Origin of the sequence: Alteromonas sp. 1_MG-2023, from assembly GCF_030547075.1 — a bacterium.
GTDB lineage: Bacteria > Pseudomonadota > Gammaproteobacteria > Enterobacterales > Alteromonadaceae > Alteromonas.
This window is the reverse complement of the sequence record NZ_JAUOQH010000011.1, coordinates 154578-168526: the sequence shown is the minus strand read 5'-3', so window position 1 is coordinate 168526 and position 13949 is coordinate 154578. Positions and strand designations below refer to the sequence as shown.

Sequence of the window (13949 nt, the reverse complement as noted above, 5' to 3'; positions counted from 1 at the left end):
CTTCTTAGCGAATATGAATTCCCAGGCGATGACCTTCCAGTTATCCAAGGTTCTGCACTTAAAGCCCTTGAAGGCGACGCAGAATGGGAAAAGAAAATCATCGAACTTGGTGAAGCTCTTGATTCATACATCCCAGAGCCAGAGCGTGCTATCGATAAGCCGTTCATTCTTCCAATCGAAGACGTATTCTCAATCTCAGGCCGTGGTACAGTTGTAACTGGTCGTGTAGAGCAAGGTATTGTTAAAGTTGGTGAAGAAGTAGAAATCGTTGGTATCAAAGATACAACTAAGACGACTTGTACTGGTGTTGAAATGTTCCGTAAACTTCTTGACGAAGGTCGCGCTGGTGAGAACGTTGGTGTTCTTCTACGTGGTACTAAGCGTGAAGACGTTGAACGTGGTCAAGTACTAGCTAAGCCTGGTTCAATCAACCCACACACTAAATTCGAAGCTGAAGTATACGTACTAAGCAAAGATGAAGGTGGCCGTCATACTCCATTCTTCAAAGGCTATCGTCCACAGTTCTACTTCCGTACAACTGACGTAACTGGTGCTGTAGAGCTTCCAGAAGGCGTAGAGATGGTAATGCCTGGTGACAACCTTAAGTTCGTAGTAGAACTTATTGCACCAATCGCGATGGACGAAGGTTTACGCTTCGCTATCCGTGAAGGTGGCCGTACCGTAGGTGCTGGTGTTGTAGCTAAGATTCTTTAATCTAAGCAAACCAAAGCATTAAAGAAAGGCGCTCATTAGAGCGCCTTTTTTGTGTCTTGCGTTTATGTTTTGAGAGGAAGTCGCCCCCATCAAAAACCCGGCGTAAACCCATCCATGGGGCCTCTGCCACAGCATCCATGCTGTGGAAGGTTTTTGATGGGGGCGACTTCCTCTCTTATAAACGCTGACGTGTACCATGAAGTAGTGCAGCGTAAGTCCATCCATGGAGCCTCCGCAGCAGCATCCATGCTGCTGAGGGTTTCACACGGGCTTCCACTACCGCCTCTGTCACCAAACCAGACTGTTTATTGGTAGAGTAGAAGGAACCGCGTAAACCCATCCATGGGCCTTCGCTGTAGCATCCATGCTGTAAGGAGTTTCCGAGGCGCACAAAGCCCTTCATTCCAAAGCGTAACATCGTACGCAGCCACCAAGGTAAGAGGGAGTTGCACCCATCAGAAACGCGGCTTGATTCATTCATGGGGCCTTCGCTACAGCATCCATGCTGCTGAGAGTTTCACAAGGGCTTCTACTACCGTCTCTGTCACCAAACTAGGCTGTTTATCGGTAGAGTAGAAGGAACAAGGTAGACCCATCTCTAGTGTGAAGCTACACATGAATCCTTCGCCATAGCATCTATACTATGATGCGCTTCTTTTGTGAATATAAGGGTTTAGCACCAATAAATTTGAGAATAAATCTCATTTGCATTGAGTCGCTGTGTAAAATCTGTATTATCTATCACCTCGAACAAAGAAATAGCCATGAATAAGGAATAGCAAAACATCTATGCGCTTCTCATTAGGCAGTATTAGGCAATGGCATTGGATAAGTGGGGCGTGGTGTCTTGTTGGCATATTACTGTTTTCCTTAACGGGTATAACACTTAACCACGCTGCAGATATTCCTGCCAATAAGAAGGTAACTGAAATAGATGCTACGTTGCCTGCGTTTGTAATAGATGACTTCCTGGCTTTGCCTGAGGGTGATGCTGTTATTCCAGATGTATTAGTGGATTTCGTATCTGATAAATATGATGTTGCTATCCCGGCTTCAGTGGTGGGGGAATGGGACGGTATTGAATTTTATGCCGCGTGGCCTGGACCGGGTACTGATAGTTGGGTCGCTGTAGACAGCGAACTTGAAATGGTTACCTATGAAAGCGTGGATAGAGGATGGATTTCGTATTTCAACGATCTCCACAAAGGTAGAAATACCGGAGCAGTGTGGCCTTGGTTTATAGATGTTTTTGCTGTTGCCTGCATTATTTTTAGTGTCACAGGTTTGCAGTTACTTATGCGTCATGCACCAAGTAGAGCATCAACCTGGCCTGTAACTGTTCTGGGCGTATTAATCCCATTTGTCATTTTGCTGTTATTTGTGCATTAGCGGTTTGGGGACGTGAACTTGAAAAGGAGTGAAACAATGAAAGTGCGAAATAGTCTTGCGATAGCGTCTGGTGCGCTAGGGCTAATGTTAGCCTCATCAGTCTCTGCGGCTGCGCAGTCAGTAACGCTTGATATAGCCTTACCTCAGCTAGATGTGGCTGAGTATCACAAACCGTATGTGGCTGTGTGGATAGAAAACAGCAAGCGTAAATCGACTCAGGTCGCGGTGTGGTATGACGTTGATATGCGTGAACACGAAGGTAAAGAATGGCTTAAAGATCTTAGGCAGTGGTGGCGTCGTGGTGGTAGAAGTTTAGATTTACCTTACGACGGTTTAACCAGCGCAACAAAAGGTCCTGGTGAGCACCTCATCGATACTCAAATTAATAGTGCCATAGCGAAGTTAAGTGATGGCGATTATACCCTTCGCGTAGAAGCGTCTCGTGAAGTAGGGGGCAGAGAAGTGTTATCAATTCCATTTAGTCTCCCTTTAGCAGCAGAATCACTTCCAGTTACTTTGGAAGGTAAATCAGAAATTGGGCGCGTTTCATTGCGTCTGGAAGACTAATAAACTCTCAGAGGACATTATGAAAAAATTATCGGTTACTACATCAATCGTTGCAATCGCGGCAACTTTAGCCGTTTCGTTTTCTGCCAGCGCTCACCGCGCATGGTTACTGCCAAGTTCGACAGTGCTATCAGGTGAGGATTCTTACGTAACGTTTGACGCAGCTGTCTCAAACACTATCTTTCACCCAGACCATGTAGCAATGGGTACTAACGATCTTGTTGTGACTTCACCTAGCGGTAAAACGATTGAGACTGAAAATAGTACTCGCGGGAAGTACCGCACTACTTTCGATGTGAAACTGGAAGAGGAAGGAACTTTCAAGATCACGTCTTTCAGTTCTGGTATACGCGCTTTTTGGAAAGATGAAGAGGGTAACCGTAAAATGTGGCCTGGCCGCGGTAAGTCTTATGTAGCAGAAGAGTTTGCTACAGCGGTACCGAAAGAGGCAACTGATTTACGTGTTACTCAAGGTTCACGTCGCGTTGAAACCTTTGTAACCCTAGGTGAGCCTTCAGAAAAGGTATTTGCACCAACGAACGAAGGCTTAGAGCTTATTCCGGTTACTCATCCGAATGATTTGTTCGCTACTGAAGCGGCTACTTTTACTTTGCTAATTGACGGTGAGCCGGCAGTGGGTGCAGAGGTTGAAGTTGTTCGTGGTGGTATGCGTTATAGAAACGACCAAGAGACGATTTCGGTAACCTCTAATGACGAAGGTCAGATCGAAGTTACTTGGCCACAAGCGGGCATGTATTTTGTCGAAATTAGCTATAAAGATGATAAAGCTGAAAAGCCTGCAACGGAAAGAACCGGAAGTTACTCAGGTACCTTCGAAGTGCTACCGCTATAAGCTCAAGTTAAGCATTTACTGAGATACGTTTAAAGTACCATGACTGAAACTCACCGTTTACTCATTGCGCTATCTAGCATCACGCTTTATGTGTTGTGGGTAGCGGTGATTTTTTATAGGAATAAAAAAAAGCGTTCCGCCTCAGATTCCCTTACATCCGCAAATAGCACCCATACTAAAAACCAAACTTTGATTGTTTATGCTAGCCAAACCGGCACAGCCGAAAAGATTGCGCGGGCTAAAGCGGCAGCATTAGCTAAAAGTGAAGCCATCACCTTGGTTTCCATGGCTTCTCTAAATCTTGCAATGCTCGGCAATGTATCAAAGGCGCTCTTTGTCGTTAGCACTTATGGCGAGGGTGAGCCGCCAGATGCAGGCACTCGCTTCTATCACGCTTTACAGCGAGCAAAAAAGAGTGGTGCCACGCCTTTATCAAACTTGTCATTTGAAGTTATTGGTTTGGGAAGTCGGGAATACAAACAATTTTGCCGTTTTGCTGTCTCTCTCTATGAGAACGTAAGCTTACTTGGCGGTACGCCGTTAGCATCACTTACCACATTAGACAGTGGAAAAGGTGAACATTTAGTACATCTTGATTCACTAGCGAATGATTCAACTGAACAAATTCAACCTTGGGTATTAGAACACCGCAAACAGCTCAATCAAGATGATACCCGTGGCTTGTATGCTATCACTTTGAAGCAGCCGCCATTAGTCCGTGAGACTGGCACAGTACCAATAACTTGGGAAGCGGGAGATATCATTGATATTTACCCTGACTTAGCGCATGGGAAGCTTTCTTCGAAAGAGCTCTCTAGCGAGCCCTCTAAAGAACTAGTTGGGCGCTCCTATACCATAGCGTCAGCACCCCAAGAAGGTGATTTAAAATTGGTAGTGAGAGAGATACGAAAAGCGAAAGGAGAGCTTGGCTATGGCTCGGGATTTTTAACGCACAAGCTACTTCAGAAACAAGCTGTCTATGCACAAATACGCAAAAATTCTAATGCGGTCATTACCGATACCCAATGTCCCTTAGTGCTTATAGCAGCGGGAAGCGGGATCGCCGGCGTTAGGGCTCAACTTGCTAAACGAGCCATGCTAAAAGAAAGTGGACCAGTATGGCTATTTTATGGTGAACGAGACCCAGAACTCGATAACGTATTAAGTAAGGCGCTATCACCCTTTCATAATGCGCCGTGCATCCATAAAATCTCTACCATTTTTTCGAAGTCTTCTTTAGATTCTGCTACTGCGTCTAGAAAATATGTTCAGCATTTAATAGTAGAACAGGCCGAGGCGTTAAAAGCGTTCCTAGGTTCTAGTTCTGGTAAAGCCCCTAAGTCCGGTAAAGCCTCTAACTCTGGTAAAGCCCCTAAGTCCGGTAAAGCCTCTAACTCTGGTAAAGCCCCTAACTCCAGTAAAAGCATTAGCAGCGATGCTAGTCCATACACTGGCCGTGATGGGCAAATTTATGTATGCGGTAATTTTGATGGAATGGGTAAAGGCGTCGATGCTGCCCTACGAGATGTGCTGGGTGAAGAGCAGTACGCCACGCTTATCGAAAAACGTCGGTACCATAGAGATCTCTATTAAACGCTGAATGCTATTTACACCTTTTACTCTTCACCGCTATTTATACGACTGCCTATTCATAAGTGCCCTCAACTAAAGTGACCTATTAACAACACTCATATCAAACCCCGTGCCTATGTGTTACAGACTATGGTTAAAAACTTGCACTAAGAGCTAATGCCACAAACTATTGCGATTAACTATGACTAGTAATACATAGGGTTGATTTGTGTGGGAGCATTAGGCATAACATAATAAGTTAACATTAATTTAACAAGTAAGTGTTATGGCTAAGATCCCACGCGGCAGCTCCAATAACAAAAACTTAAGAGACAGCTCCTCTAACGGCAAAAGTCCAAGAGATAGCTCTCCCAACGACTACAGCGCAGAAATGGCGGAAACTCGGCGTCAATTTGTGAAGGACAAAACTGGCGCTAAAATGAGTCATGTAGGTACGTTTTCAATTGAGCCCGATACCTTGCCAGGTAACATTGAACACTTCACCGGTGTTGCCCAAGTGCCTATCGGGTTGGCTGGGCCGCTTGTTATAGACGGTGTAGCCGCACAAGGCGAATTCTATGTCCCTATGGCAACGACGGAAGGTACATTAGTTGCCAGCTACAACCGCGGCATGCGCTTAACCGCAGAGTCGGGTGGGGTTAAAACTACGGTTATTGATGATGCCATGCAGCGGGCCCCGGTATTTGTGTTTGAAGATGCTCGCGCGGCACTGGCATTCGGAAAATGGGTCACTGACAATTTTGAATTAATTAAAGCCAAAGCAGAAGAAACGACTTCGGTAGGCAAGCTGCGTGATATCGAGCAGTATGCCGTATCTAAAATGCGTTGGTTGCGCTTTAACTTTACCTGCGGCGATGCGGCAGGGCAGAACATGGTTAGCAAGGCCACCCGACATGCTTGCCAATGGATGCAGTCGCAGCACATAGCTGGGCTTGAACACTTTGCCCTATCGGGTAATCTAGATACCGACAAAAAACACTCGTTTGTGAATTCGCTACATACCCGAGGTAAGCGGGTGGTGGCCGAAGCTACTATTCCTGCAGATTTATTGAAGTCCTTAATGCATTGCTCGCCGGAAGCATTATTCAAGCAACGCCAACTGTCTAACATGGGGGCTTTTGTTGCAGGTAGTGTGAGCAATGGAGCCCACTTTGCGAATGGTATAACCGCGTTGTTTATTGCTTGCGGTCAAGATGTTGCGAATGTAGCCGAATCATCAGCAGGGTATACCTACAGCGAAATCACCCCAAATGGCGATTACTATTTCTCTATTACTATCCCTTCACTTGTAGTGGCGTCGTATGGCGGTGGTACTGGGTTGGCTACTCAGCGAGAATGCCTAGAAACGCTAGGGTGCTATGGCAAAGGTTGCGTGAATAAGTTGGCCGAAATTATTGCCGCAACCGTGTTGTGCGGCGAGCTATCTTTAGGCGCGGCAGTGGTGGCCGATGAATGGGTTTCGAGTCATGATCAGTTTGGTCGTAATCGCCCCTAATCGTTTTTTAATACCGTGCTAGTCATTAGAGCTAGCCATCAGTGTTGTAAGCAGCAATTTTTCAGTAGCGTTGAGAGAAGTGTGCTTTTCAGCGAGGCTGGGATCAAAGCTCTGATATGAAAAAGAGGTAAGCCATACGATAGTTACTATTGAAAAATAAAAGGATACGGGAGAGTCTATGTAGCAGATGGATCTCCATTTTCTCTTCTTTTCTATTTTTGGTTTCTATTTTCGGTGGTAACGATGACATGTTCGCCTTCTTCGCCCAAACTTTCGAGGCCCAAGCTTTCTAAGCCTGATGCTTTCGAGCGCGACCATACTCCACCCGACATTTCTGATGTTCCACATCGGGAAGTTCCAGCCAAAGCGTTAGCGCTACCAAGCACTGTAAGCGATGAACTTAAAAGTGCTATCTCTCGATACCCCATACCGTCAGTTGATGAAGTCATTAACAATACGCCTCAATCTGTAGAGCAGTGGCGTGAAATGATTCAAATAAGAAACGGAGCACAGAAAAAGAAAATCAAACAAATGCGCAAGCAGTTTGATGTTGATGTGTCTTTGGAAAAAATTAATGGCGTAACGGTCAGGCGACTTACGCCTAATACAATTGCACCTGAATTTAAAAACAAGGTGTTTATTGATGTACACGGAGGCGGTTACGTGTTTTTTGCTGGGCTTCCCAGCATAGAAGAAAGCTTATTAATCGCCCATAGAGTTGGTATTACGGTGATTAGTATCGATTATAGAATGCCACCGCATGCTCCGTTTCCAGCAGCCCTTAATGATGTGGTGTCGGTGTATAGCAGCTTGGCTGCAGAACATGGCGCACACAACCTTTTTATAGGTGGTACATCAGCAGGAGCAGGCTTAGTGCTTTCTGCCGTGCAAACACTTATTAAAACACAACAACCGCTGCCGTTGGCGGTGTACGCGGGCACCCCTTGGGCTGATTTGACGAAAACCGGCGATACCCTTTTTACCAATGAAAGTATTGATCGTATATTGGTGACATACGAAGGCTTTTTAGCCGCTTCTGCCAGCTTGTATGCAGGCCAAGAATGCTTAACCCACCCGTCTATCTCCCCTCTTAATGGTAACTTTGCTGGTTTCCCGCCTACGTTTTTACTATCAGGCACGCGTGATATGTTTCTAAGTGATACGGTGCGAGTGAATCGTAAGTTACGTGATGCACAGGTACGAACACAACTAGAGGTTTTCGAAGGGTTATCCCATGCCGATTATGTTGTTGCTTATGACACCCCAGAGTCTCATTCTGTATATCAAGAGCTAAAGCAGTTTTTGTTTAGCATGTGTACTATAAGGTGCGACTAACCGTCGATAATGACGGTTAATACTTTATAAGCCCGAACATAGCTGCTTATTAAATAAGCAGCATAGGTAAGGCGTTACAAATACCTATAAGCACAAGGCACCATGCAATTAGCGCCGTCATATTCGTCTTGGTGAGTACATTATGGCCAGTGTGAATAAAGGGCTGTTTAACCTTTTGTTGATTCAGACCTGGGCTTAACCAATACACCCCAAGGGAAACACCTAGCGCGGTTAAAAAGCCACTCACGTTCCACCAAAACCAAAATACATCCGGCTGGGCTAGCCATAGATATATATTGACCAATACACCAGTAATGAGCCCAGTATTAACCTGCTTTGCCGAAAGGTGTTTTGTGCACACCCCTAAGAAAAATGTAGCCAAAATAGGTCCGAAACAAACCGACCCTATCTTATTTATAGCTTCAATAATGGTGGGTGCAATATCGTCTACTACAAATGACAAACCCAATGTAAGCAATCCCCAAAACATGCCAGTGTATTTAGCAACTTGAAGAGTACTTTCTGGCGAAAGGTTTTTACCCGCTACGCGGCAGTAATCTTCAACTGATACCGCGGCAAGGCTGTTCACAGCAGAACTTAGAGACGACATGGCTGCGGCTAAAATAGCCACCAACAACAGGCCTAAAATACCGTTTGGTAGGTAGTTAACTATGAATATTGGCATTAGCCAATCGGGTTGGTCTGCAGGAATTTGTGCAAGAAATTCTGGAGTTGTCAGCGCTAACGTTCCAATGATCAACCCAGCAAAACAGTAAATTAGGGTTATTGGGAAGCGTAAAAAGCTGGCGGCCATGATAATTTTCTTTAAATCCCCCACGCTTTTTGCCGACAACGACCGCTGGGCTTCTGATTGGTCGCACCCATAGTAAGAGGCATATAACACGATACCACCAAAAATCATGGGTAGCAGGCCGAAACCTTCGCCATCAAATCCATAAGATGCAGTGTTTAGTGTAGTGAGTCGCTCAGGCTGCACTTGCTCAAGAAAGCTTGTCCACCCGCCTATATGGTATAGCCCAAAACCTAAACACACCAAGGCGCCCGCAACTATCAATATCATTTGCACAGCATCACCGTACACAACGGCTTTCATGCCACCTTGCAAAGAGTAAATAAGGGTAATAACACCAATCAACAACACGCTTTGCCAGAACGCTAAGCCCATCGTGCTTTGCAATATAATAGAAATGGCGTAAATCATAATGGCGGTAGCGAACGAGCGGCTTATTTGAAATACCACGCTAATGAGCACCCGAGATGAACGACCAAAGCGTTGCTCTAAAAAGTCGTAAACGCTGACTACACCAGAGCGGTACAAGGTGGGTAAAATAAAATAGAGTAAGGCTAACATGGCAAGGGGAAGGGCGAGTTCGTATGACAACCAAATTAGGCCGCCGCCCTCTCTCAACCCTACAAAAGCAGGGGCGGAAATAAAGCTTACTGCAGATAGTTGTGTGGCCATAATGGAAAGAGAAAGTGGCTTCCAGCCCAACTGTCGATTAGCAAGAAAGTAGTCTTTTTTACTCACTTGTTTTCGAAACATAAATCCCATGATTAACAAACCAGAGAGATAGAGAGCTACTACTGTGAAATCGAGAAAATTCATAGGCGCTCACAGTGCGTATGCGTTGCTTCGCTTGAGGGAGTATTAAGTGTGAGTGTCGCAAACGTGTTTAAAACCAGCGTACGGTTGGCGCGAGGGTTTATAGCGAGCGTACTTATTGTGAGTAAATAGTGCGGTCTGTTCTGGCGTGGCATAAATCGTCCCTGATAGTGAGCATACGAATTCGTAACTATTCAGATACGTTACCACAGGGTTAGAGCATGTGCTAAAAAGTGTTCGAACCACGCGAAGGTGGTCCGAACATGTGAGGTTAAGAGCCGAACATCACGACGAGGACAGCGACTAATGCACCTAATCCGGCTATTTTAAGGCCATTTTTATACATAGGCAGTTTGGGCATAAACATCAAAAACGCAGATACAACGAAAAATAAAAGCGCGACACCGAAACTGATATTTAACCAAAATAGCGGGCTATTGTTAGAGGCTTTGTGAAGCTTAACCATTTTCGCCAGCACAATAGGGTAATCTTTACGGGTGATCGTAGCGACGCCGTCGGTCTTATTATAGCTACCCATATTTAGCACGACTTGGCTGTCGTTCTCTTCAACTATCTTCAACCCTTTAACTTTAATTTTCGACGCTACCTGTTTGCCATTCAAGTCTTGCGACAATTGACGGACTTCAGTTTGATCGAATTTCAGAAAATCGGTAGGACGAAAAATGAGTAATACGCCACTAGTGGCATAAATTGCCATTATGCCTGCTAAGAAAAAGCCTAACCATCGGTGATATTTACGGACGGCCATATGAAATTTTGGTGATGCCATAACTACTTATTAATAGATTTATTTATAGATGAGTCTTTATAAACGAGACTAAGGCGTATTTGAAGCGTGAAGCTAAGATTAAAACTATATTTACCTGTTATTTTCAAATTGTCTGCTATTTTTGGTGTAAATGGTGTGTAAAAGCCGTAAAACTAGCATGGTACGAGCTGTTTGAAATAGCTGCTATCAGAATAGACTTTGGTCTAATATGACGACGTGAAAATATAAATGATGTTTTAATGTTTAAATAAGCATTTTTTAAACGACAGAAAATCGTTGTGTAAGCGTTCGATAGTGATATCAAATGACGCAGTGCAACATCGATACAGGACAATAATATGCAGTCAATAGCCATAGTGATACTCGGGATAATAGGCATGCTCCTCGGGTGGTTCGTTTATTCGAAGTTTATTGCCACCAAAATATTTAAATTAGACGACACCTTCACCACGCCAGCTCATGAATTAGAAGACGGGAAAGATTTTGTTCCTACCAATAAAGTCGTTCTTTGGGGGCATCACTTTACGTCGGTAGCCGGTGCTGCGCCAATCGTAGGCCCAGCTATCGCGGTTTACTGGGGTTGGGTTCCTGCCGTACTTTGGGTTGTTTTCGGCACCATTTTATTTGCCGGTGTGCACGACATGGGCGCCTTATGGGCCAGTGCGCGTCACAAAGGTAAATCTATGGGCGCATTGTCTGAAAGTGTTATAGGCAAGCGTTCTCGTTCATTGTTTATGATTGTTATCTTTCTAGTACTGTTAATGGTTAACGCCGTCTTTGGTGTGGTGATAGCAAATTCGTTTGTATCTCAACCTAACGCAGTTTTTCCTGCATGGACAGCAATAGCCGTTGCATTGGTTATTGGGCAATTATTAAAACGTAACTTTGGGTTAGTTCCGCTTTGCCTTGTCGGTATTGTGGTGCTTTATGCCTCCGTTTACGCGGGTAGCTACATTCCGATTAGCTTGCCTGAAACTATGTTTGGTTTAGCTGACAAAGCGAACTGGATTGTTATCTTGTTTATATACGCTGCTATTGCGTCGTTACTACCAGTCTGGATGTTACTTCAACCGCGAGACTTTATTAACGGCATGCAGTTGCTGGTGGGCTTATTCCTACTTTACGGAGCAGTGTTTTTTGCTATGCCAGATATTACGGCACCGGCATTTAACACCCAAACCGCAATGGACTCACCCAGCTTAATTCCCTTGTTGTTCGTGACTATTGCCTGCGGTGCTGTGTCGGGCTTCCACGGCATTGTGGCATCAGGCACCAGCTCTAAGCAGTTAGATAAGGAAACTGATGTACGATTTGTAGGTTACTTAGGTGCTGTGGGTGAAGGCTCTTTAGCACTCATTACTATTGTTGCGGTAAGTGGTGTGGCTTTCGCTGCATCCCCAGAAGAATGGCATGAAGTTTATAGCCATTTAGGTGCCGGTAGCGTAGGGGCGTTTATTAGTGGTGGCGCGGCGCTTATTCATCAAGGATGGGGGCTGCCTGAAGCTTTCTCATCAACCATATTGGCGGTAATGGTAGTACTATTTGCCGGCACCACGATGGACTCTGGGGTTCGCCTTCAGCGTTACATTATTCAAGAGTGGGGTGATATTTATAAATTGTCTGCACTTAAAAATGGTGTGGTTGCGACCTTCTTAGCGGTTGCTTGCTGCTTACTTCTTGCCTTTGGTGCAGGTGGTTCATCAGGCGGTGGTGGTATGATCATATGGCCGTTGTTTGGTTCTACAAACCAAATACTTGCTAGCCTTACCTTGTTAGTTATTTCAGTCATGTTAATTAAAATGGGAAGACCAGCCCGTTACACCTTAATCCCTATGGTATTCGTGCTGATTATGGCTTTCTTTGCGGGGCTGATTAAACTTAAAGAATATTATCTCGCTGAAAACTACCTATTAGTTTTCCTCGATGCAGTGGTGTTAGTGGTATCTGTGCTAGTCATGCTTGAAGCATGGTCGGTAGTGGCGAAACTTAGAAGCGAACAACAAAAAGGTGTTGGCGGAAAATAGCCGCGTCAGTATTAGCTACACGTACTTTACTTTAAGCCAGCGCAATACATCATGTTTGCGTTGGCTTTTTTGTCGGCTAATCGGGTTATCCGATGAGGTGGATTACTTCTAGTTCTTTCACAGTCAGACCTTATTTTTGATACAATTATCCTTATCGATAGCCCAATAGTTATCTCTATAGTCAATCTGTAGCCTATTTTTATTTGTTTCAATGAATTTTTCTTAACCTTAGTTAGCAAGTTCTCTGAGCTTTTCACGATTTTTTACGCGGTTTATTTGGAGTGTTATGACTGACCTTATGCTCTTGGTGCAAAATTTTATCAGCCTATTTATGGAGTCTGCTCCGTGGCTGTTACTCGGCCTGTTAGTGGCGGGTATCATGCACGAGTTGGTACCGGTTAGTTTTCTTGAGCGCCATATGGGCAGTAGTTCAACGGCATCTATTTCCAAAGCTGCGGTTATTGGTGCACCATTGCCTCTGTGTTCCTGTGGTGTAATCCCTGCTGCTATTGGGCTACGTAGAAGTGGGGCGTCTAAGCCTTCTACGATTTCTTTTTTGGTTTCTACTCCTGAAACAGGTGTAGATAGCGTATCAGTTTCATACGCCTTACTAGGGCCTTTGTACGCCATTGTTAGGCCTATTGCTGCCATCGTTAGCGCAATCTATGCGGGGCTAATGGTAAGATGGTTTGACGGGGATAAACTTAAGCAAGAAGCCCACTCCCACCAAGCCAAGGCCAATACACCCAAATCGAACACATCTCAGTCGCACACACATTCTGATCATGCAGGCGAGTCGTGTTGCGCGAGTAAAACATCTGCTGAAAAACAGGTAGAGCCTGCACCGTCGGAGCAAGAGCAAACGAGTTGTTGTGCCAGCGAGAAGCCAGTAACGAGTTGCTGCGACGACACAACTGATGCTCAGGCTAAACCCGCAAAACAAGCCAATAAACTCACTCAAGTCCTTCAGTATGCCTCTGGAAAGTTACTTGAAGATATTGTGGTATGGCTATTAGTTGGCCTTGCATTAGCGGCAGCAATTAAAACCTGGGTGCCAACGGACTTTCTTACCCAATGGGGTGATGGCGTAGTGGCTATGTTGGTGATGGCGCTAATTGGTATTCCTATGTACATTTGTGCTACTGCATCCACACCGTTAGCGGTAGGGTTTCTAGCTGCGGGGTTATCTCCAGGTGCGGTATTGGTTTTCCTTATGGCAGGGCCTGCAACCAATGTGTCTACTATGGGCATGATCAAACAAGAAATGGGGTTTAAAACACTCTGTTTATATTTGTTCAGTGTAATAACTGCCAGTATCGGGTTTGGCTATTTGCTTAACTATGCGGTATCTGCATTTTCGTTAGAATCATTGATTCACATGGAAAGCCAACTGCATAGTCATGGCCCTAATGTTCAAGTTTTATATGCTGTATGTGCTGTACTACTTGCTGCATTAATGGCTCGTTTGGGCTTAAGTAAATTGAACGCCAGATTGAATCACAGAAAAGTTTCTCATGAAGGCTGCTGTGGCTAGAAATGGGCAACCATGAGCATGAAGCTGAGCA

The 13949-nt window shown here is 44.9% G+C and carries 13 protein-coding genes; 9 read left to right on the top strand and 4 right to left on the bottom strand.

Features of this window, described 5'->3' with window-relative positions:
* A partial coding sequence (locus Q4561_RS13250) for an EF-Tu/IF-2/RF-3 family GTPase (protein WP_303461084.1) occupies window positions 1–714 on the top strand: 714 nt, incomplete at its 5' end.
* Window positions 715–889: 175 nt separating this feature from the next.
* Here the strand turns inward: Q4561_RS13250 and Q4561_RS13245 are convergent.
* Complete coding sequence (locus Q4561_RS13245) at window positions 890–1195, bottom strand: hypothetical protein (protein WP_303461082.1); 306 nt, start codon at window positions 1193–1195, stop codon at window positions 890–892.
* Between the two features lie 10 nt (window positions 1196–1205).
* Complete coding sequence (locus tag Q4561_RS13240) at window positions 1206–1331, bottom strand: hypothetical protein (RefSeq protein WP_303461080.1); 126 nt, start codon at window positions 1329–1331, stop codon at window positions 1206–1208.
* Window positions 1332–1503: 172 nt separating this feature from the next.
* Here Q4561_RS13240 and Q4561_RS13235 point away from each other — a divergent pair, with 172 nt between their 5' ends.
* The 6 genes from Q4561_RS13235 (at window position 1504) to Q4561_RS13210 (ending at window position 7946) form a co-directional block, all read left to right on the top strand.
* Window positions 1504–2103 carry a PepSY-associated TM helix domain-containing protein gene (locus tag Q4561_RS13235; protein WP_303461078.1) on the top strand — a complete coding sequence of 200 codons (600 nt, stop codon included), beginning with the start codon at window positions 1504–1506 and terminating at the stop codon, window positions 2101–2103.
* Between the two features lie 36 nt (window positions 2104–2139).
* On the top strand, window positions 2140–2670 hold the full coding sequence (locus Q4561_RS13230; protein WP_303461077.1) for a DUF2271 domain-containing protein: 531 nt from the start codon (window positions 2140–2142) through the stop codon (window positions 2668–2670).
* Window positions 2671–2689: 19 nt separating this feature from the next.
* The gene (locus Q4561_RS13225) at window positions 2690–3523 is read left to right on the top strand and encodes a DUF4198 domain-containing protein (protein ID WP_303461075.1); all 834 of its coding nucleotides are present in this window, start codon (window positions 2690–2692) and stop codon (window positions 3521–3523) included.
* 39 nt (window positions 3524–3562) lie between these two features.
* Window positions 3563–5116 carry an NADPH cytochrome P450 oxidoreductase family protein gene (locus Q4561_RS13220; RefSeq protein WP_303461073.1) on the top strand — a complete coding sequence of 518 codons (1554 nt, stop codon included), beginning with the start codon at window positions 3563–3565 and terminating at the stop codon, window positions 5114–5116.
* A 370-nt stretch (window positions 5117–5486) separates the two neighbouring features.
* Window positions 5487–6611 carry a hydroxymethylglutaryl-CoA reductase gene (locus Q4561_RS13215; RefSeq protein WP_303461087.1) on the top strand — a complete coding sequence of 375 codons (1125 nt, stop codon included), beginning with the start codon at window positions 5487–5489 and terminating at the stop codon, window positions 6609–6611.
* 243 nt (window positions 6612–6854) lie between these two features.
* On the top strand, window positions 6855–7946 hold the full coding sequence (locus Q4561_RS13210) for an alpha/beta hydrolase (protein WP_303461072.1): 1092 nt from the start codon (window positions 6855–6857) through the stop codon (window positions 7944–7946).
* Window positions 7947–7995: 49 nt separating this feature from the next.
* Here Q4561_RS13210 and Q4561_RS13205 read toward each other — a convergent pair whose 3' ends face one another.
* Together Q4561_RS13205 and Q4561_RS13200 are read right to left on the bottom strand one after the other, a co-directional pair.
* A complete protein-coding gene (locus Q4561_RS13205) occupies window positions 7996–9573 on the bottom strand; it encodes a sodium/solute symporter (RefSeq protein WP_303461071.1) in 1578 nt (525 codons plus the stop codon).
* Between the two features lie 268 nt (window positions 9574–9841).
* Window positions 9842–10360 (bottom strand): hypothetical protein, encoded by a 519-nt coding sequence (locus tag Q4561_RS13200; protein ID WP_303461070.1) that lies wholly within the window; start codon window positions 10358–10360, stop codon window positions 9842–9844.
* A 338-nt stretch (window positions 10361–10698) separates the two neighbouring features.
* On the opposite strand from Q4561_RS13200, the gene Q4561_RS13195 reads away from it, so the two are divergent.
* The gene (locus Q4561_RS13195) at window positions 10699–12384 is read left to right on the top strand and encodes a carbon starvation protein A (protein ID WP_303461069.1); all 1686 of its coding nucleotides are present in this window, start codon (window positions 10699–10701) and stop codon (window positions 12382–12384) included.
* A gap of 286 nt (window positions 12385–12670) precedes the next feature.
* Complete coding sequence (locus Q4561_RS13190) at window positions 12671–13918, top strand: SO_0444 family Cu/Zn efflux transporter (RefSeq protein WP_303461068.1); 1248 nt, start codon at window positions 12671–12673, stop codon at window positions 13916–13918.
* The last annotated feature ends 31 nt before the right edge of the window (window positions 13919–13949 follow it).